This window comes from Spirosoma endophyticum (assembly GCF_900112365.1).
Lineage (GTDB): Bacteria > Bacteroidota > Bacteroidia > Cytophagales > Spirosomataceae > Spirosoma > Spirosoma endophyticum.
On sequence record NZ_FOLQ01000002.1, the window covers coordinates 609802 to 630652 of the forward strand.

At 48.1% G+C, this 20851-nt stretch carries 16 protein-coding genes; 8 read left to right on the plus strand and 8 right to left on the minus strand.

Features of this window, described 5'->3' with window-relative positions; translation table 11 throughout:
• The first annotated feature begins 69 nt into the window (after window positions 1-69).
• From BM202_RS07525 to BM202_RS07550, 6 genes are all read left to right on the plus strand, one after another.
• Window positions 70-1344 (plus strand): Hsp70 family protein, encoded by a 1275-nt coding sequence (locus tag BM202_RS07525; RefSeq protein WP_093824551.1) that lies wholly within the window; start codon window positions 70-72, stop codon window positions 1342-1344.
• A gap of 135 nt (window positions 1345-1479) precedes the next feature.
• A complete protein-coding gene (locus BM202_RS07530; RefSeq protein ID WP_093824554.1) occupies window positions 1480-2925 on the plus strand; it encodes a hypothetical protein in 1446 nt (481 codons plus the stop codon).
• A gap of 66 nt (window positions 2926-2991) precedes the next feature.
• Entirely contained in the window at window positions 2992-3786 is a 795-nt protein-coding gene (locus tag BM202_RS07535) for a hypothetical protein (protein ID WP_245776560.1), read from the plus strand.
• Between the two features lie 2 nt (window positions 3787-3788).
• Window positions 3789-6575 carry a TonB-dependent receptor gene (locus BM202_RS07540; protein WP_093824557.1) on the plus strand — a complete coding sequence of 929 codons (2787 nt, stop codon included), beginning with the start codon at window positions 3789-3791 and terminating at the stop codon, window positions 6573-6575.
• Between the two features lie 94 nt (window positions 6576-6669).
• A complete protein-coding gene (locus BM202_RS07545; RefSeq protein ID WP_093824559.1) occupies window positions 6670-7800 on the plus strand; it encodes a DUF4249 domain-containing protein in 1131 nt (376 codons plus the stop codon).
• 37 nt (window positions 7801-7837) lie between these two features.
• Complete coding sequence (locus BM202_RS07550; RefSeq protein ID WP_093824561.1) at window positions 7838-10252, plus strand: hypothetical protein; 2415 nt, start codon at window positions 7838-7840, stop codon at window positions 10250-10252.
• A gap of 66 nt (window positions 10253-10318) precedes the next feature.
• Here BM202_RS07550 and BM202_RS07555 read toward each other — a convergent pair whose 3' ends face one another.
• Window positions 10319-11551: a DUF6563 family protein gene (locus tag BM202_RS07555; RefSeq protein ID WP_093824563.1), complete on the minus strand. Its 1233-nt coding sequence runs from the start codon at window positions 11549-11551 to the stop codon at window positions 10319-10321.
• A gap of 82 nt (window positions 11552-11633) precedes the next feature.
• Complete coding sequence (locus BM202_RS07560) at window positions 11634-12983, minus strand: D-arabinono-1,4-lactone oxidase (protein WP_093824565.1); 1350 nt, start codon at window positions 12981-12983, stop codon at window positions 11634-11636.
• Window positions 12984-13225: 242 nt separating this feature from the next.
• Here BM202_RS07560 and bioB point away from each other — a divergent pair, with 242 nt between their 5' ends.
• Window positions 13226-14227 carry a biotin synthase BioB gene (gene bioB / locus BM202_RS07565; RefSeq protein WP_093824567.1) on the plus strand — a complete coding sequence of 334 codons (1002 nt, stop codon included), beginning with the start codon at window positions 13226-13228 and terminating at the stop codon, window positions 14225-14227.
• 81 nt (window positions 14228-14308) lie between these two features.
• On the opposite strand, the gene BM202_RS07570 is transcribed toward bioB, so the two are convergent.
• Window positions 14309-15076, minus strand: coding sequence for a hypothetical protein (locus tag BM202_RS07570; protein ID WP_093824570.1), 768 nt, complete (start codon window positions 15074-15076; stop codon window positions 14309-14311).
• A 328-nt stretch (window positions 15077-15404) separates the two neighbouring features.
• Window positions 15405-16787, minus strand: coding sequence for an OmpA family protein (locus tag BM202_RS07575; protein ID WP_093824571.1), 1383 nt, complete (start codon window positions 16785-16787; stop codon window positions 15405-15407).
• Between the two features lie 137 nt (window positions 16788-16924).
• Between BM202_RS07575 and BM202_RS07580 the strand changes: the two genes are divergently transcribed.
• A complete protein-coding gene (locus BM202_RS07580) occupies window positions 16925-17710 on the plus strand; it encodes a UDP-2,3-diacylglucosamine diphosphatase (RefSeq protein WP_093824572.1) in 786 nt (261 codons plus the stop codon).
• A gap of 62 nt (window positions 17711-17772) precedes the next feature.
• On the opposite strand, the gene BM202_RS07585 is transcribed toward BM202_RS07580, so the two are convergent.
• The 4 genes from BM202_RS07585 to BM202_RS07600 form a co-directional block, all read right to left on the minus strand.
• Window positions 17773-18501 carry a carboxypeptidase-like regulatory domain-containing protein gene (locus tag BM202_RS07585; protein WP_093824574.1) on the minus strand — a complete coding sequence of 243 codons (729 nt, stop codon included), beginning with the start codon at window positions 18499-18501 and terminating at the stop codon, window positions 17773-17775.
• Between the two features lie 151 nt (window positions 18502-18652).
• Window positions 18653-19486, minus strand: a complete 834-nt coding sequence (locus BM202_RS07590) for a phosphatidate cytidylyltransferase (protein ID WP_093824576.1) — start codon at window positions 19484-19486, stop codon at window positions 18653-18655.
• Window positions 19467-19685 carry a putative signal transducing protein gene (locus BM202_RS07595; RefSeq protein ID WP_093824578.1) on the minus strand — a complete coding sequence of 73 codons (219 nt, stop codon included), beginning with the start codon at window positions 19683-19685 and terminating at the stop codon, window positions 19467-19469. The genes BM202_RS07590 and BM202_RS07595 overlap by 20 nt, the downstream gene beginning before the upstream one ends.
• A 61-nt stretch (window positions 19686-19746) precedes the next feature.
• Window positions 19747-20637, minus strand: coding sequence for a CPBP family intramembrane glutamic endopeptidase (locus BM202_RS07600; RefSeq protein ID WP_093825187.1), 891 nt, complete (start codon window positions 20635-20637; stop codon window positions 19747-19749).
• Window positions 20638-20851: the final 214 nt, after the last annotated feature.

The following is a 20851-nucleotide window of genomic DNA, read 5'->3' on the forward strand; positions in this document are numbered from 1 at the left end:
TCGCTTCTTTGCGATCATAAGCATTTGATCCTGAGAAGTTCTGCACGATGACATCTGAGACAGACCGGAATGACAACAATTTCTTGCGGCATAGATTTTGGTACATCAAATTCAAGTATAGCCATTGATAAAGACGGGGAAATCAGCCTTGTTCCTGTTGAAAACGCCCAGGTAACCATTCCCAGCGCCATTTTCTTCCAGCGTAGCGACAATAAAGCTTTCTATGGCCGAATGGCCGTTAATTTATTCTTCGATCGGCAGGACGGTCGTTTTATGCGAAGTTTGAAGCGAGTGCTGGGTACGCCCCTTATGAAGCAGGGAACGCTCGTGAATGGCGCTTCGATGAATTTTTCGTCCATCATCACGTCCTTTTTAAAGCACATAAAGAACAAAGCAGATGCCGTTGCCGGTCAGGAACTGGAGCACGTAGTGATGGGACGCCCCGTCCATTTTGTGGATAATGATCCGGCGGCCGATGCCAGAGCGCAGGACGAGCTACGAGCAATCGCGCAGCGGATTGGCTTCAAACACATCGAATTTCAGTTTGAACCCATTGCCGCGGCCTTTGCGCACGAAGCCCGGCTAAGCGGGGAGAAACTGGCGATTGTTGCCGATCTGGGCGGTGGTACGTCCGACTTCACAGTAATCAGGTTATCAAACCAGTACATCCACAAAGCAGATCGCTCTTCGGATATTCTGGCGAATACGGGTATTCGGGTTGGGGGCAATGATTTTGATAAAGAGTTGAGCTTGGCGGCCATCATGCCCGAACTGGGCTATCGGAGCACGTATGGCGAAAAATACCTGGAAGTTCCCTTAAAACCATTTCATGATCTGGCCGAATGGAGTAAAGTCAACTTCCTGTACACGCCCAAAATTATTCAGCAGGTTCGGCAGTTGCTCCATCAATCGCATGACAAAAAGCGGTACCGACGGCTTTTGAATGTGCTCGAACATGAAACCGGACACACGCTTTTAGCGGCTGCCGAGGGGGCGAAAATTGTCCTTTCTGATCAATACGAGTATAAAGCCCTGTTCGATTTTATCGAGGAAGACTTTTCCATAGGCATACAACGTAGTGTTTTTGAAGAGGCCATACGGGAGGACGTCGATAAAATTGCTGCGTCGGCCAGACAATGCCTGATGGAGGCTGGCGTCAGAAACCAAGACATTGACCTGGTGATTCTTACCGGCGGCACCACCGAAGTCTACTCCGTGCAAGCCGAATTTAAGCGACTCTTCCCGAATGCGGCCATCGCCGACGAGAACAAGCTCTCCAGTGTTGGGCTGGGGCTGGCCTACGATAGCCAGAACAAATTTGGTGAGAAACGTGAACGTAGTTAATTGATTACTTCACCAGAAAATACGCTGGCGTAGTTGTTCCTGATCGCTGCAACCAGCACATATCGCCGTATAGGGATTCGCAAAATAGTGACTTAAACTTCTTGTCATTAGTTTTGGTGAGAATTTACTCGCGCTATGAAGTTTGTGCTTTTCCCATTACGTACGTACCAAACGGCCATTCTCTTACTTCTAATAGGTCTATTTATTACCTTTTTCCATCGAGCCGAGTACTATGATGAAGCCTGGTTCGCCGAACAATCCTATTGGTTTATACGAGACGGTCAGGTAAGATCTGAATTGTTCCGTGGGTATAATGGCTGGGAGAACGGGATCTATGTGTTTCATAAACTATTTGTGTATGCAGGCGCATTCGTAATGTCTGTTACGGGCGTAACCGTATTAACCAGCAAACTGGTAGCTATCCTCTTTGGCTTACTCGGTGGGTATTTGGTATGGCTACACGGCAGGTCCACCGCCCGTGAGCAACAGTGGCTGTCAATCTTCCTGTATTTTGGCTGTGGTACACTCATTCGGTACATATCCGTTAATCGGCCCGAAACCATGTGTATGGCCCTGGGTTTTGCCTCCTATCTGGCACTTGACCCACCTGGATATTCAGCTCGACCCAGGCCAATACTGGCAGGCCTTTTAGCCGGCTTGTCAGCCTTGACGCACCTTAATGGTATAATTTATTTGCTAGCCGGAGCAATCTGGCTTTTTGTCAAACTGGGCTGGCGTTTGGCCTTTTTGTTTGCGATAGCGGGGGCTTTAACCCTAAGTTTATACGGATTGGATGCCATACTTGATGGTAATATAGCGCTATTGATAAAGCAGTTTCTTAATGATCCGGCTACTCAACAAAACCTACACCTGTCCGATAAACTTTCTGTCCTGATGGATTACCATCAAATTTTTTTCTACGGCCAGAATGAGATTGCGCTGACGGCCCTGGTTATCCTGTGCGGCATTGCTTTCAGGAAGCACATCCATTGGACAGAACCTGTTTTTCTGTATACACTTCTTTTACTTATTTCTTTCTGGCTACTGACTAAAAGTATCACTGATATTTATTTTCTGTTATTCGTGCCCTGGTTCGCAATTCTTGGCGCTGGATGGTTAGTAAACTACCTTCCAATGCAGCCCGCATGGCAAAAACGGACTGGTCAGGTTCTGCTTTTTATATATGGCCTGATAACAATCTTACAGTTCGTTTTCGTGATAACGGAGAATAGAAATACTGCCGATATAGAAGCGCATAACTCACTATTGTCCAGCTATATGCCGCATAAACAAACGAAGGTAATTGCACCAATAGAATTCTTCTTTGGTCAAATGGATACGTATAAAATCCTGGGCTTAACTTATTATTATTTCCTAGAAAAAGAAAAAGGAACTATACCCCTGGACACTTTTTTTCAGCAGGCTGCTCAGGATAACGTAGCGTATATCATCAGTGACCACCGCTTGAATGCCAGTTACGATATACCCGTTAATGCGCCCGTGCAAATTGGTGTGTATCGACGTGTCTTTCAGGATAGCCTGAATACCATATACGCCCGTCAAGATAGAAAACGGATATAGCGACTGTCTGGCAAAGTAAGTATTGGGCAATCCAGCCTTTAGTTGTATGTTACTACCTTACATACGTTGGACGTCAATCTCGCCATTTTCTCTGGGCTAAAAGCTACGTTGACTGATCAGCGTGGTCGTAAACATATGCAGGCTACGTTAGCTATACTCCTTGTTCTGTCGTTAAGTAACTATGCAGTTGGGCAGACGGCAAGAGTAGACAGTTCATTTGTCCAGATGGCTAAAAGCCAGGCTATTGATCTGTATGAGAAATCCTTAAAACTGCAGTCGCATATATACGAAGGCAATCAATACATTAATCATGATCCCCGCATACAGGTCCATCCGTACTACGTAACTGATACGATACAAACGGGAAGCGTCGATTATAAGGGCGTGTTGTATCGAAATGTGAATATGCTGTATGACATTAATCGGGATGAACTGGCCGTTCAGCCGCCTGATGGAGGCTATCGACTTACCTTGCGTACGGATAAAATTGCTGCCTTTTCGTTGGGGAAGCACCAGTTTACCCGCATTGTGGGTGATAGTGTGGCTGGTATTCGTACGGGTTTTTATGAAATCATTTACGATGGAACCATAAAAGCACTGGCCAAACGACTTAAAACCGTTCATGAAGATATTTCGGGTGGCACTTACAAAGCCGATTATTTACAGAAAGACAGCTTTGTCATTCAGAAAAACGGCGCGTTTTTCGAAGTAAAAACCAAAAAATCTGTGCTTGATCTATTTCCAGATCAGGCAAAAGTATTGAAGAAGTTTGTACGCGCGAATCACCTGAAATTTAAAGACGACCAGCGCGAGCAGACGATTATCCGGATTACGCAACGGTATGACGAATTAACGCATTAATTATGGCTCAACTTTACCGTATTGCGCTGTTGTTCCTGGGGGTAGTTTGTTGCCTGACGAACGGATTTGGGCAGGCGCCCACCGAAAAACCAGTCAGTGGCGATTTTACGAATCAGCGTTTTGACCAGTTCGTTCGGACCATAGAGGGCCAAACGGCCTACCATTTTTTCTACAATCCGGCCGATGTAGACAGTCTGGTTGTTGACTTACGCATTGATAAACAACCACTTAGGGCGGTTCTTCGTCAGCTTTTCGAAGGGAGTAAATTCTCATTCTCCATTGATAATCAGCAGCGTGTATACGTCACCATCAATCGGCCGATACGTACCGAATTGCCCATTGGATTCTTTCTGCGCGGATCATCTGATTCAGAAACGGATTCGACCAGCGCAGCCTATCTGACAGAAAGCCAGAAAAAGCGCGTAGAGCCCGAAACGAAGCTCTATGAAATTGGTAAACGCACAAACCGGGACGCCGGATCGCCCATCCGGCCAGGGCGGTCTACCATCAACGGGTACGTTCGGAACGTAGCGTCGGGCGAGCCGATTGTGGGTGCGGCTGTCTACATCGAAAATCCCCGTTTAGGCACTGTCACCGACCAGTTTGGGTCGTATGCCATTACGTTACCCCGCGGTCGTCATGATCTGAAATTGCGAAGCATCGGCCTGAAAGATGCCCGACGCCGGATTGTGATTTACGGCGATGGGAAGTTCGACATCGAGATGGAAGACGATGTCATTGCGCTGAAAGAAGTGGTGATTGAAGCCGAAAAAGATGCCAATATCGCTGGTATCCAGATGGGGCAGGAGCGGGTCGATATCAAGAGCATCAAGCAGGTGCCAACGGCCCTGGGTGAAGCCGATCTGCTACGTGTCATTCAGACGTTGCCCGGCGTAAAAACCGTTGGCGAAAGTTCAACTGGTCTCAACGTTCGCGGGGGCGCTACCGACCAGAATCTGATCCTGTACAACGATGCGCCGATCTATAATTCATCGCACCTGTTCGGATTCTTCTCTGCTTTTAACCCCGACATGATTAAAAGCGCCGAACTCTATAAAAGTGCCATTCCGGCCCGTTTCGGCGGTCGGTTGTCGTCGGTGCTGGACGTGCAAACGCGCGATGGAAACAAAAAGAAGTTTATCGGCTCGGGTGGTATCGGTCTGTTAACCGGGCGATTAACGCTCGAAGGACCGCTGATTAAAGATAAAACCTCCTTCATTATCGGCGTACGCACAACGTATTCAGATTGGCTGCTGAAGCAATTGCAGAACGCTTCGTTTCAGAAAAGTCAGGCTCAATTCTACGACTTGAATCTGCACGTAACGCACGATTTCAACGAGAAGAACACGATCTATCTGACCGGCTACATGAGCCGCGATCGCTTCCGGCTCAATAGCGATACGTCCTACCGGTATCAGAACCAGATCGCTACGTTGAAGTGGAAACACGTTTTTACGAACAAGCTCTACAGCGTTTATACGGCAAGTTATAGCGGCTACAAATACAGCGTTTCGAGCGAGAAAAACCCGCTCACAGCCTATCAACTGGATTTCGCCATTAATCAGTCGCAGCTCAAAGCCGATTTTAATTTTTATCCGACCAATCAGCACGCGGTTGACTTTGGTATCAGTGCCACGCATTACAACCTTTCGCCGGGTAATTTTCAGCCCAAAGGCAACGAATCGCTGATTGTTCCCGACGTCGTGGCGAACGAAAAAGGACTGGAGAGTGCGGTCTACATTGGCGATCGGTTCGACATAACCCCCAAACTGTCGATCAGTGGCGGATTGCGGTATTCGCTTTATACGTATTTAGGGCCGCACTCGGTATATCAGTACGTGCCGGGTTTGCCTAAAGCGGTTAACAATATTACCGATACTCTTTCTTATGCCAATAATCAACCGATTAAGACGTATCACGGACCCGAGTATCGATTCTCTTTGCGTTACTCGCTGTCGTCCTCGGCTTCGGTGAAAGCAAGTTTCAACCGGACGCGGCAGTACATTCAGATGCTGTCGAACACCACCGTTATTTCGCCCACCGACATCTGGAAACTGAGTGATCCGAACATCGCTCCCCAAATTGGGGATCAGTACGCCGTTGGCTTGTATAAAAACAACCGGACCAACACCGTCGAAATGTCGGTCGAAGCGTATTACAAAACCATGCAGAACATGCTCGATTACCGGAGCGGTGCTACGTTAATTTTAAATCACCACATCGAAACCGACGTCGTGAGCGCGCAGGGAAAGGCGTATGGCGTTGAGTTTCTGGTGAAAAAGATGACGGGCAAACTGAACGGCTGGCTGAGCTACACCTATTCCCGGACGTTGTTGCGAACAAACGGACAGATCGGTTCCGACGTCATCAACAAGGGCGAGTATTATCCCAGCAGTTACGACAAGCCGCACGACGTAACGATGATCGGGAATTATAAAATTAACCGTCGGTTCAGTCTCTCCCTGAATTTTACGTACAGTACCGGGCGGCCCATTACGTTGCCCGTGGCTAAATATGCCGTCGATAATTCGCTGCGATTGCTCTATTCTGAGCGAAACCAGTACCGGATTCCCGACTATTACCGCGCCGATTTTGCGATGAATATTGAAGGAAATCATAAAGTAAGAAAGCTGGCGCATAGTTCCTGGACACTGGCGGTGTATAATCTGACGGGTCGGCACAATGCCTATTCGGTTTATTTCAAATCGGAGAACGGGGTGATCAATGGGTATCAGTTGTCCATTTTTGGCCAGCCCATCCCGTCAATCACGTATAATTTCAGATTTTAAGAATAATGATTTTTAAGACAGTAGTAAGGGTGGATCTCACGCTCCGACCTATAGGTTATCCTCCATTTACTCTGTGTTGAAAACTTTTTTCGATATGAAAAATAAGATATATAAACAGGCTGTTGGCTGGTTGATGATCGCCCTTGTTGGGGGCTGCGTCGATCCGTATCGGCCACCCGAAGTAGCCTCGCCAGACAGCTATCTCGTGGTCAATGGTTTTTTTGACAGCGCACCTGGAAAGACAACGACTATTCAGTTGTCCCGGACGCAGAATCTAACCGATTCAAATGCCCCGGCGGCCGAAACAAAAGCGAAAGTGACCATCGAAAGTGCCCATAATGCCAGCTACGCCCTTACGGAAGCCACGGGTGGAATGTACACGCTGTCGGGCGTTACGCCCCTGTCCAGCGAAACGTATCGGTTGCACATTAAGACGGCTAAAGGGCTGGACTATTATTCTGACTACGTACCGGTCATCAATACGCCAGCTATCGACAGTGTTGGCTGGTATGCCGATAATGAAGGGTTGCAGCTACATGTGAATACCCATGATCCGAACAACAGTACGCGTTATTACCGCTGGGAGTTCGACGAAACCTGGGAGTATACGTCTGCCTTCTATTCCTCCTACGTGTATGATCCTAAAACCAGAAATATCCTCAACCGAACGGAGGATATTTACCATTGCTGGGGAAGTGCAACGTCAAAAAATATTATACTCTCGTCAACGGCGCGGCTCAGTAGAGACATTGTTAGTAAGTTTCCATTGATTACGATTACACAGTCGTCGTTGAAATTGCAGAGTAAGTACAGTATTCTGGTTCGGCAATTTGCACTGACTCAGGCTGGTTATGACTATTATGACCAGTTAGCCAAAATGACGCAGAATATCGGATCAATTTTCGATCCGCAACCGTCGCAGATTACCGGAAATTTCCGCTCGTCAACCAACCCTGCCGATCTCGTACTGGGTTTCTTTCGCGTGGGAACCGTGACCAGTAAACGAATTTATATCAGGCGGGATCAACTGCCATCATGGACCACAATCACGGGCTATGAGCCTTGTTATAATGAAGTTGATACGCTGACGCTGGGGGAAATACGGGATAAACAGCCTGGGATCATCACCCTTTTTGAGCCGGGTATTTACCTGACCAATCCCATTGAGTGTCTCGATTGCCGGATGCGTGGGGGCGTTACGACAAAACCAGCTTTTTGGGAGTGATTAGTAGAGTAGACCGTATTCAGAGCTACAACTTTCTATGCACGTATTTATAAAACGCTTCCTGTCTATCCTCCTGCTTATGAGCAGCTTGTGGGGATATGGGCAAATGCCCGCGTCGGTCAATACGCTGGTCCAGTCGGTTGATACGTATCGTCGGCAGGTGTTGGCTGAAAAGCTGTTCGTGCATACCGATCAGGGTTTTTACCTCACCGGCGAAACTCTGTGGTTTAAAATCTACTACGTTGACGGTTCATTCCACCAACCGATCGATCTGAGCAAAGTGGCGTATCTGGAGGTACTTGATCAGGAAGGGAAAGCGGTGCTGCAAACGAAAGTGGCGCTGTCGTCAGGCGGAGGGAATGGTACGTTGTTTTTACCTTCCTCAATTTCGTCGGGTACGTATCGGCTGCGGGCCTATACCAACTGGATGAAAAATTTCAGCGCGGATTATTTCTTCGAAAAGAAACTGACGATTGTCAATACGTTTAAACGATTGGGGCTGCCAGCACTTAAGGCGCCCGCCGACTACGTGATTCAGTTTTTTCCCGAAGGCGGCAACCTGGTGCAGGGAATTTCCAGTAAGGTGGCTTTTAAAGTCGCCGATGACGCGGGACGAAGCGTTGCCGTTCGGGGCTGGTTGCTGAATGCGCAAAATGATACGCTCGCCCGGTTTGTTTCGCACAAGTTTGGTATGGGGCACTTCACGTTCACGCCATCGGACAACGTAACGTATCGCGTTGTGGTGGCCGACGAAAAAGGGCGCTCATTTACCCGTCCCCTGCCGACTATTTACCCACAGGGCTATGCCATGCGGCTGGAAGATACCAGTGTCGACCAGTTGAAAATTAACGTCAGTACCAACGTAGCGTCACCGTCATCGGTGTATCTGCTTGCCCATACCCGACAGGTAATCGACGTAGCAGAAGTGCGGCCAATCCAGCGCGAAACAACTTTTTTGATTGACAAAAAAACGCTGGGCGAAGGCGTTTCTCACTTAACAATTTTCGACGCTGACCGCCAGCCGGTTTGCGAACGGTTATACTTTAAACGACCTACTCAGCCGTTAGCCATTTCACTAAAAACGGACCAGAAGGGCTATGCCTACCGGAATAAAGTCGCGGTAGAAGCAAGCGTACAATCTGGTGCCAAAGCAAATCAGGCTGACTTGTCGATGGCCGTTTACCGACTCGATTCGCTGAGTTCCGTCGATTCGGGGAATATTCTGAGTTATTTATGGATGACCTCCGACTTGCCAGGACCGATTGAATCGCCAGACTATTACCTGCAGGCTGAAACGCCTGAAGTGCGTGAAGCCACGGATAATTTGATGCTAACGCACGGCTGGCGCCGGTTTCGCTGGGAAGATGTACTGAAGAATTCAACTGCTTCTCCGTCATCGGTAACCCGCCAATCGATGTTTCAATTTCTGCCTGAACATAACGGACCTATCGTTGAGGGAAGCGTGACTGATCCGTCGTCTGGAAAGCCTGTTCCGGGCGTACTGTCGTATCTGTCGACGCCCGGGAAACCCGTTCGGCTATACGTTTCCCGTAGTGATCTGGCAGGAAAGATACGCTTTGAGATGCAGGATTTTTACGGCGCTAAAAGTCTGATTGCGCAGACGAATCCCGCCGATAGCGTCAATACGCTACGTATCAATAGCCCGTTTCCGGCGGCCACGAAGGTGCCATTACCAGAACTATCTGTCTCTGAATCACAGACTGAGCCGTTGTTAAGTCGATCGGTGGCGATGCAGGTGCAGAGCACGTATTGGGGTGACCGGGCCATCCAATATCACTATCCGACGGTTGACAGCACGGCTTTCTACGGGAAAGGGAAAGAGAGTTATTTGCTGGATGCTTTCACGCGTTTTCCCCGGATGGAAGAGGTGCTGCGTGAGTATGTGCTGGGCGTGATGCCCCGTAAAAAGCAGGGCCATTTTCAACTGCATGTACTCAATGAGCCGTATCGGGAAATTTTTGAAGAACTCTCATTGGTCATGCTTGACGGCGTACCCATTTTCGACATGGACAAGGTCATTGAGTTCAGTCCGTTGAAAGTACAGAAATTAGACGTAGTGACGAATCGCTATCTGTTGGGACCGGTTATGTTTAATGGCATCATCAGCCTGATGACCTACAAGGGTGATCTGGCGGGTTTCCCGCTTGACGCACGTCTGGTAAAGCTGGACTACGATGGGTTACAGCTTCAACGGGAGTTTTACAACCCGCGTTACGATACGGCCAAACAGCTCGAAAGCCGCCTGCCCGACGGCCGAACGTTGCTCTACTGGAATCCGAATTTGCAAACCGATGCAAGCGGCCATACCCTCACTGAATTCTACACCTCCGACCAGCCCGGCACATATCTGGTAGAAGTCAATGGCCTCACGAAAGACGGTTCAGCCGGAAGCCAGCGGGTTATGTTTGAGGTAAAGAGTGTGGTTAAATGAAATCCAGTCCTTTTGTTACCTTGGCAAAACGATTACTTGTTAAGTAATTTGATGAAAAGGAAAAATTCATCGTGTAGCCGTAGAACGACTACGCTGATTCAATTTGTCTAGCAAAAGGAACTGTTGCTGTTCATCTTTTTTATTGGGCATTGATGCTAGCTCGTCTAGTAAATCATTGTGACCTGCCAACATCTGGGGTAATTTATCTTTCGTTACCATAAAAACTCCGCCCGTTTGCATATCTAAGGCAATACAATCTCGGTCAGAATTGGCTATTACAGATCCCACCACTCCTAAAACAGCTCTAGTTGCCATCTCATTGGAGGTAAGATAATTGTCGATCCAGAGTAGATAACGCCCAATACTTAGCACTTTGGCATATTGTTGACCAAGGCTAGAGTTTAGGTAAAGTTTAGTGTTAATAAAGAGGTTTTTTCCATCACTGAAACAAAAAAAACGGTAATTAGCTCGTGAGCCTGAAGGCTTGCGTAAGACAGCAAAATCCTTTTTTTCATCGATTACGATTAACATATCACCTGTCAAAGAGGGTTGGTTTAAGGCTAAATCGTTGAAGCTTCGATAAACTCCTGGCCTAAATTGACCGCGATGCAATAAATTATCGTCATTAGTGCGTATGCTATCATACGTCGTTTGAGTCAGTTTCAAATCTTTTGATGCTTTGGCCAGCTCGGTGGAAAAATCGCTGTATACAGGTGGAACGGATTTAGGATTAGCTAGATATTTATTAAATTTAATAAAGACCCTAGAAAGCCCTTCTTTGATTAGTTCCGTAAAATTATTGACGTCACTATCACCACTACTCTCTACAATAATATCGGCCTTGTAAATTGGTATTAAGTGCCGGACACTATTGCTAGAGTTGCTGGTAACAGTACTATCGATCTGCTTAATGCCGTTACGTCTACAAAATAAAACAGCTAGCTCGAAGCGGTTGAATCCGTTAGCGCTACTAAGGTTAAACTCATTAATGACTAAACTATATGGAGAGAACTTATTATCAAAGTTTGCCAAAGCTGGAAAGATAAAATTAGTCAGTGTAGACCGAAAGCCTTCCTCAAAACACAGTTCTATAATATCACCAGATGGTCTTTGCCAAACTCCAATATTAATGCTCGTATCGACACGAGCATTAATAATTGTATCAACTGAAAATAATCGGCCTTTGGGGCTAACTCTCAAATCTATTTCGAGCGGTACGTTGAAAATATTAGGTTTCTGAGCAAAAACTAACCCGCTATTAATCAATAGAAAAATAAGAAGGGTAAAAAAATGATTCATATAAGCTATCGGTGGGGAATGTGGGGTCCCCGTTTACGCCCGACGCTGTGCCGAGCGTAAACAGAATACTTTTGTTTGATTTTTATACGGCACCACTGTACAAATTCCTGGCTAAGAAGTCATTACGGAATTTGCCTTTGGGGTCAAACTCCTTCACAAACTCCTTGAAGTCGGCCAGCCTAGCGTAGCGTGATTGCAACGTAGCAGGTGCCAGCGTGAAGAGCTTGCCCCAGTGCGGGCGCACCTGAAATGGAGCCAGTTCTTTTTCGATCATCGGCAGTACTTTCCTGACCGATGCCCAATCCTGTTTCCAGGTAAAGTGAATCGCTAAACTGGGTTGCTTGTAGCAGGGACTCATCCAGAAATTGTCGGCGTCAATGGTACGTAGCTCCGAGATCATCAGGTGCGGGCTGATGTGATCACGTAGTTTCTCGACCGCCAGAATCGCTTCCATCGCATTCTTGCGCGGCACAAAATATTCGGATTGTAACTCCTTGCCGCTGCTGGGCGTAAAGCCCATGCGGAAGTGCGGCATGCGTTCGTACCAGGGGCCCGCTACGCCCATCTGCTCGGTGCAGTTCACGGCTGATAGTTCGGCGATGGGGTGGAGGTTTTTGGTGGCGAGTTTGGCTCCGTAAAACTCCGGTTTCGCTTTCGCATCGTCTTTGCCGACCTTACTTTTAATCCAGACCTCATTGATCCGTTTCTTCTGCCAGTCAGTGAATAGACTCACGCTGTAGCCGCTCGACATAATAGCCTCAAAATGGTCTTTGAGCTGGTCTGTCGGCAGGTTTTCGTATACGTACTGCCGCATTTGAAACGTCGGCAGAATGTCGAGAGTAACCTTCGTCACGACGCCCAGCGCCCCGAGTCCGACAACGGCTGCCCGAAAATTTTCGCCGTCTTTGGCACGCGAAAGCGTTCGCACATCGCCAGCAGCCGTAACGATCTCAAGCGCCGAAACTGCCGTTGACAGATTCCCATTTTTAACCCCCGAGCCGTGCGTGGCCGTAGTGCAGGCACCCGCTACGGAAATATGAGGCAGTGAGGCCAGATTGTGCAACGCAAAGCCTTTCTTATCCAGATAGGGGCAAAGTTGCCCATAACTCATCCCCGATTCGATGGTTACGGTATGCGCTTTTGTATCGAGTGACACTACCTGATCCATCTCTCTCAGCGAGATGAGGTTATTTGTGCTATCGGCAATGTTGTTGAAGCAGTGGCGCGTACCCAGTACTTTTAATTTTTCGTACTTTTTTACCAACTCCTGAACCTCTTTGACTGAGTTTGCTTTGTAGAGTCGGTCGGTGCTGTACTGGAGATTACCCGCCCAGTTTTTCAATTTGTCGTTGGCAAACAAATTAGACAGGGGCGAAAATATGGGAGCGGCCATTAACGTTGAGGATAACTTAATGAATGTTCTCTTTTTCATGGGTTTAGGTTTTTACGAAACTAACTGGATAATTTGAAAGAAGCCGTGATCTACACAACAAATTCCTGAATAAAGCCAAAGAAGAGACAAGGCCCATGAATCTACCGCGTATGGTCTTTTCTGGAGCGATTGAAAAGAGACGTCTTTCCTATTCAATTGCTATTTGTCCATCTTGCCCCTTATACCTATTTTTGATCCATAACATCCATTTATGATCGCTCCGGCGACCAATTACCACCTATATGACTGCTCTTCGTACAGACTGGACCCGCGCTGAAATTGCCGAAATCTATAATTCGCCCGTTCTGGACCTTGTGTATCGGGCCGCTACGGTGCACCGTCAACACCACGATCCGCAGGAAGTGCAGGTCTGTACGTTGCTGTCGGTTAAGACCGGCGGTTGCCCCGAAGATTGTGCCTACTGTCCGCAGGCTGCTCGCTATCATACGGCTGTGAAAGTCCACAAACTTATGGAAGTCGATGAAGTGCTGACAGCTGCGCAACGGGCCAAAGACACCGGCAGTACGCGTTTTTGCATGGGAGCTGCCTGGCGCGAGGTACGCGACAACCGCGACTTCGACAAAGTGCTCGACATGGTGCAAGGTGTGAATGAAATGGGCCTTGAGGTGTGCTGTACACTTGGTATGCTCACCGAGAGTCAGGCGCAGAAACTGAAAGATGCCGGTTTGTATGCCTATAATCACAACCTCGATACCAGCGAAGAATTCTATGGTGACATCATCAGTACCCGGACGTACGACGACCGCTTAGATACGCTTGGTCATGCCCGCAAAGCGGGAATCTCGGTTTGCTCGGGGGGGATTATCGGCATGGGCGAGTCCGATATGGATCGTATCGGTATGTTGCACACACTCGCTACGTTGCCACAACATCCAGAATCGGTGCCTGTGAATGCGCTGGTGCCGGTGGAAGGAACGCCCCTGGAGGATCAGCCGCGTGTGTCGGTTTGGGAAATGATTCGGATGATCGCTACAGCACGTATCATCATGCCGAAAGCAATGGTACGTCTATCGGCCGGACGCGTTCGGATGAGTACTGAAGAACAGGCATTGTGTTTTCTGGCGGGTGCTAACTCCATTTTCGCTGGTGATAAACTCCTGACAACGCCCAACCCTAATGAAGACGCCGACCTACAACTGTTCCAGACATTGAACATCCGCCCCCGGAAAGCCTTCAAAGATTCGACTCAACCAGCGGTCGTATTCGAGCAGATTCCGGTTTAGCAGGTTCATTGATAAAAGGGAAAAGGCGTGCCACGGTTTAGAACCGTGGCACGCCTTTTTTACTCTTAACTGGGACGTCGATTACAACCGGCGAATGTATTCATTGGCGGCAATCTTCTCAATCAGGACTTCTGCCAGCGATTGTGCCCGTTCTTTCTTAACGTCGGCTTTGTCTTTTGTTTCGATCGTTAGGCTGATAATGTGGTTGTTATAAAGAACGTGCATAGCGCCCGTTGTCTCATCCCATACCGCCTTGTCGCCGATACCCGTAATGGCTTTATAATTGCCTTTGCTAACGGCGTGGCCTGTGAGGGGCGGAGTAGCCGCCGATACGCCCGCGTGGTCGGGGTGTTTGCTGTCGGTGTTGTGGTGCGTTGAATCTGCAGCCGATCCTTCTGAGTTAGTGCCTTCAGTTTCTGGACCTGTTTCGGCTTCTTCAACAAGTGTAGCCTCCGTGACAGGTGCCGTAACTACTTCGGCTGGTTTGCCCTGATATAGTTTATCGAAGGTGTATTCCGCCTGATAAATAGACGAAAATGGTTTATGTCCACCGAAAGCAACCTCCACTTTATTGCCGGCCCATTCGAACGCGCACCCTCCGTGGCCGTTGACCTCTTCGAGTTTAGTATCTTCCGGAAGATTGAACGTACTGCGAACGTACTCTTCGCCTAGTATGGTACAGGCCTCATCATATTGGGCATCTACCGTAAGTGCCTGAACGCCCACTACTTGTTTCGCCACAACAGGATTAGCATCCGTGTGGCTAGCGGGATCAGAGGTGGAACCTGGATCGTTACTACAGGCTAAGCATAGTATGGGAAAGGCCAGTATCAGTGATTTGATTTTCATAAGATGGTTTGAGAAAACCCAAAATTAGCGTTTTCTTACATACCATTTTATCTGCCAATATGTTTTTGTCATAGCTGAGGGCTACTACTTGCCTTCAATAAAACCCTTAGGCAAATGTTTTTCGCAGCGTTCCCTGATATTCTTCAGTAGGCACGGCCTTACGTATGACCATCAAACCCTTGCCTACGTTTCCGATCACGGTGCGAAACGGGTTGCTCTCATGAGTTGGCCAGCTCTGTAATTACGTTACCCGTTGTCAACGTATCATCTTTCAGGCTGTTCGACAGGATTGATTAGATTGATATGGATCGACTAACGATTTAGACATTCATAATTTGATGAATTCGACACGCCGGTTATTCGCTTTTCCTTCGAGGGTGGTATTTAATCCAGCGGGTTGCGACTCGCCTTTGCCATCCGTTTCCATGCGATCAGTAGCAATGCCAAATGTTGTCGATAATTCTGCTTTTACGGCGGCTGCCCGTTTTTTCGAGAGAGCCATATTTGAGGCATCATCGCCGTCTGAATCCGTGTGGCCAATGATTCGGACGTTCACATTGGCGTTTTCAGTCAATACGTTGGCAATGTCTTTTAATGTTCCATAGGATTCGGGCTTGATTTTGTCCGAGTTCGTGTCGAACAGAATGCCATTGGTTACGAATTTACCTTCCGTAATAAGTTTGTTACGTGTGTCAGGGGCACCTACCGCCAGGCGAATATTACTGATGTAGTAGCGATCCTCCTCCTTATGCATATCCGCGGTCGACAGCACGACGCCGTTATAGGTAACTCCCGTTTGAAAAGCTCTGGGAATATCCCAGACTTTAGCTTCATTGACGTACACCCGCAGCCGTTGTTTTTGCCGCCACATGGCTACTTTCACCACATTGCGAGTCTTGGCGAAAAATGGGTATAATCCGGTTTCGTTTTTCAGTATTTGTTCGCCTTTCGAATAGGTCAAGAATTCGGTTAAACCGGCTTCCGGGCCGCCCGCATTTTGTGGATGTAAGCCAATTCGAACACCCTCTGTGGATTGAGGAAATCGGCCCCAATGGGTGAACTCTTTTGCTGGATTGGTCATCGACACCAGGTTGATCCAGAAATAAGACGAATAGAAACTGAACGTTTCATTAGCGGCTAAATCAAACTGCAGGGTGAAATTGTCGGGCAAACTATTGATAAACTCAGGCAGATACTCACCTTGTTTGTTGACCATCAGCCAGTGCCCGGTTTTCCCGTCAAGGCTCACGATCTCCCCCGATCCGGTCGAGTTCCATTTGTCGGGGAAATCGCCGATAGCATCCTGCATAAAGTCTTCGACGACCATGACTTTCTCGCCTGGTACAAAATCGAATTTACTGTAGGATTTCAAGGTGGCCGTGGTTTTCGGATCGGCACTTCCGTCATTGCCGGGAGCCGTATTGACCGATCCTCCTGCCTGGCTGGCGGGCGCGTTGTTCCCTGAATTTGTAGTCGAATTATCGGTTTGCTGGCTGGGTTGGGCTGGTTTAGATTTATCTTTTTTCTTGAAGATACCCATAACGCCCTCTTCAACCTTATTTAGCCCTTTATTGATACCCTGATCAATTTTGCTGTTGGCACGGTATTCGACATTACGTTCAACCACACGTCCGGGATCGGTGATCGTTACCTGAGCCTGAACCAAGTGTATATATCCAATGAGCAGAAGGCTAATGCAAAACGTTTTCATAATGAGTAGTTATGCTATGTGTTCTGAGCAAAGGTGGTTTTTTTTATGACAGCTGTTGCCGTTCACTGAGTAAACGGCAACAAGTGCGTTAATGAACGGTATTCGTTACGTAGTTTTGTGCCCGTATTTCTGTATTCATGTCCGACATCGAAACCATTCCGCTTGCTCCCGGCCGTAAAGCTTACTTCGCTTCCGATTTTCACTTAGGTACGCCTTCGCCCGAACAAAGTCTTATTCGTGAACGGGCCATAGTGGCTTGGCTCGAGGCCATCCGTCACGATGCCGAGGTGATTTTTCTCGTCGGTGATTTATTCGAATTCTGGTTTGAATACAGACGTACCATTCCAAGAGGATTTCTCCGATTTCAGGGAAAACTAGCCGAACTGGCCGATGCGGGCATACGGATTGTGATCTTTACGGGGAACCATGACATGTGGATGTTTGACTATTTTACGAAGGAAATGGGCATTCCTGTTTATCGGGAACCGCGCCAGTACGACATCGGAGGGAAGCGGTTTTTGATTGGGCACGGAGACGGTCTCGGGCCTGATGATTTTATGTACAAACAGCTTAAAAAGGTGTTTGAAAACAGGCTTGCCCGTTGGCTGTTCAGTTGGATTCACCCCGATCTGGGCATTAGTGTAGCCTATGCCTGGTCACAACAAAGTCGCGCGAGTCACATGGGCGATGAGGATGAACAGTTTCTTGGTGAAGATCGGGAGTGGCTTATGATATACAGCCGTGAAGTTGAGGCCAAAACCCACCATGACTATTACATCTTCGGACATCGACATCTGCCAATGGATCTGAACGTGTCGCCCACCAGCCGCTACGTCAACCTGGGCGAATGGATGTCTGCCAAAACCTATGCTGTGTTTGACGGAGCTACATTGGTGCTAAAGTCCTGGTTGCCAGGCGTGTAGTAAACTGCATAAAAAAGAGCCGTAACATCGTTGCGGCTCTATATATGGAATCGTTCGATCTATTAATTACCGTCCTGCAAAATATCTTTCCTTGATACGTTCTCGCGCGGGGCTTTGTTTATTTCGCTTCGCCATTCTTTATTCTTCAAATCGCCCCGTTTGACTGAGCGGATAAAGTTGGCCCAGGCAAATGGATTGGTAAAGGCGAATGTGGGCGTTGCGCTACGTCCTGCGACGGATTCCCGCCCAAAAAACTGCTGATTGACGAAGTTTTGGTGGTTAGCCAGCGCTCCCATTGGCATGGTGGCAGCCTGACGCATAATAGCCGCCGGGTCCATGTTTTTGGCCAGGTTCTCGCGTTCCTTTTCATCAGGAAGCTTCAAATTGACAAAGGCCTCTTTGAACAATTCTTCCGTCGCATACGGATATACTTTCACTTCAGCCAATGTTTTAACGTCCTCTTGCAACGCTACGACCGCCGAATATGTAAGGTCAGTTAACCGGCGGGGAATTATATGGTACTGGGTTCTGAAACCGACGTAACTGAAGATAATACTGTCGCCTGGAAAAACCGGGAGCGCAAAGTATCCGTTTGGAGCGGATAAAACGCCCTTTCCTGCTTTAGGGATGTAAATGTATGCGCCGGGCAGGGCATCGTTCGTTTTGCCACCGGTGATGAAACCAGTAAATGTTATGTGCTGATCCTGACCCTGCGCCCGCGCGGTTGAGAAGAGCCCCGCTATGGCAGATAACCCCAGAACAAACACCAATAACGTCAAAGACTTTTTCATACGCCTGCTGAACTAATCTACAAAGTAAACGAGGAAAAGGGAAGATATGGTTTCTATTACCCAAATTTTAAGAAAGATTAGGGTTTTCGACGTACTTGTAGACGTAGGGTCGTTCGGCTTTCCTCCAGACGTTAGTCTTGTAATACGTATCCTAAGCAAACAGTTTCAAAAAGGTTATAATGAACGGTGCCGCCAGTAGCAGTCCATCAAATCGGTCCAGAAAACCACCGTGTCCCGGAATGCTGCTACCCGAGTCCTTGATGGCAATGCTACGTTTAAATAAGGATTCCACCAGGTCGCCGTATGTACCCGTTACAACGATGATGCCCCCAACACAGTACCATTGCCAGGGCTTTAGCTCCGGGGCCCAAAAGGCCAGCCCTAATGCCACAAGCCCGGCCGCAGCGGCCCCGCCTAAACTGCCCTCCCACGATTTTTTGGGTGATACACGCTCGAATAATTTTCGACGACCAAATTTGGTGCCGGCAAAATAAGCGCCAATATCGCTGGCCCACAGCAACAGCAGGCAGCCGGTAATAATGGCTGGATGATACGTACCCCCACGCAACGCCAGAATAATCAGCAGAGCAAACGGCATGGCGACATAAATGATCCCCAGGAATGTGAAGCCAATGTTGGTGAATGGCTTCATATCTCGCTTTTTGTACAGCTTGATCAGGAAGATCATCGATGAAGCGGGGCAGATTATGAAATAATTGCCCGTGCCGATCTGGTCTGTTTCTATAAAATAGGCCAGTATGCAGATCATCACCCCAACTATGGTTCCGTAGGCAGTCAGCGGTTCAAACCCGTCCAGACCGAGCAGCCGGTAGAACTCCCGCTGAGTAAGCGCACTGACTACGCAGAACAAAAGGGCAAACGTCCAGTCGGCATACCAAATCATGAATAAAATAAACGGAACTCCGGCTACGGCTGCAATAACGCGTTGCTGGAGGTTCGTTAGACTAGCTAAACGTTGCTTCATGCTCTAAGATTACTTTGGCCAGAATCGCGTCTTTCGTGAGTACGTGTACCTCACTTTTTCCCAGGCCGATGGCCGGGTAGCTACTGCTCTGTCTATTGATAACTACTGCCGGGATATCATGTTCAAGCAGCAACGCTTTTGCCAGTTCGGCCCGGTGGGGCAGGGGCGTAGTATAAATGGATTCCCAGTTCTCTGTCACGTAAGTAGGCGCGGGTAAAAACCGCAGGTTAACGTCAAAAATAAATCAACTGCGCGGATTTCTAGCGCAACGGCGGCCCGTCTGCGTTACTTTTCTTAAAAAAATAGAGTAAGCCTATGGTGATAACGCCCGAAATTAAAGCACCTATAATGGGTACAGACTCGGGGCTTTCGATATCCATTGATGTGATTTTCTGCTGATATAAATAGACCATCAGTACCGTAAACCCATTATTAACGAAGTGGGCCAGGATGGGCACCCACAGATTGCCCGACCATAAGTAAAGATAACCAAACAGGGCACCAAGCAGCATTCGGGGGAAAAACCCCAGAAACTGGACGTGAATAGCGCTGAAAAAAGCGGCCGCCAACCAGATTCCCACATGGGGATTCCGGGTCCAGTACGTTAAATTTCGTTGCAGAATACCCCGAAAAAGAACCTCTTCGCCAATACCTGGAATAATGGCGATGACCAGCAGGGCAACCAGCAACTGGCCAGTTGTTTTGAACGTCGTTAAATACTTAGTAATCCCCTCCAGCGACTTTTCTTTATCACGAATCCACTGCTCAACGGGCGCCAGCGTTTCGGGTAAATGCACGTTCTGATTCCATTCGATGATGAGACCGTCGAAGGGCATAAACGCAATAATGATCAAGCCAACCAGGCCTAATCCTGCCACTGCCGAAACTGGTCGGGTGTTGAATTGATCCCAGGTCCGGCGTTCGATGAGATACCAGTAAGCGATAGCAGGTAGAAAAAACGTACCGATGTGATTGACGGCCTGGAGCGTCATGAGTTCATACCAGCTATTGGGCGAAGCGCTCGGATTAGCGGCAAGTCCGGCCAGATAGGTTTGCGCTTCGGTGAATCCCATGCCTTTACTAACGGCCAGGATACCGAACAGCAGCAACGTACTGACAACGCCCCCGACGAGTACGAACCCAATGAGCATAATGAGTCCGCCCAGTGTTGGCGAACGTGATGTAGAGCCTTCAGGCCTATAGAGTGGCTGCATGATTTACCGTAAATTTATTGAATAGTATGCAACCACTGGGTACGTATATATTTATCGAAACCCTGTTCAAACATTACTTTAACGGCCACTTGATGTTTTGTAACTGGCGCAATTTACACCCAAAAAGACAAACCCCGACCTGATTAAGGTT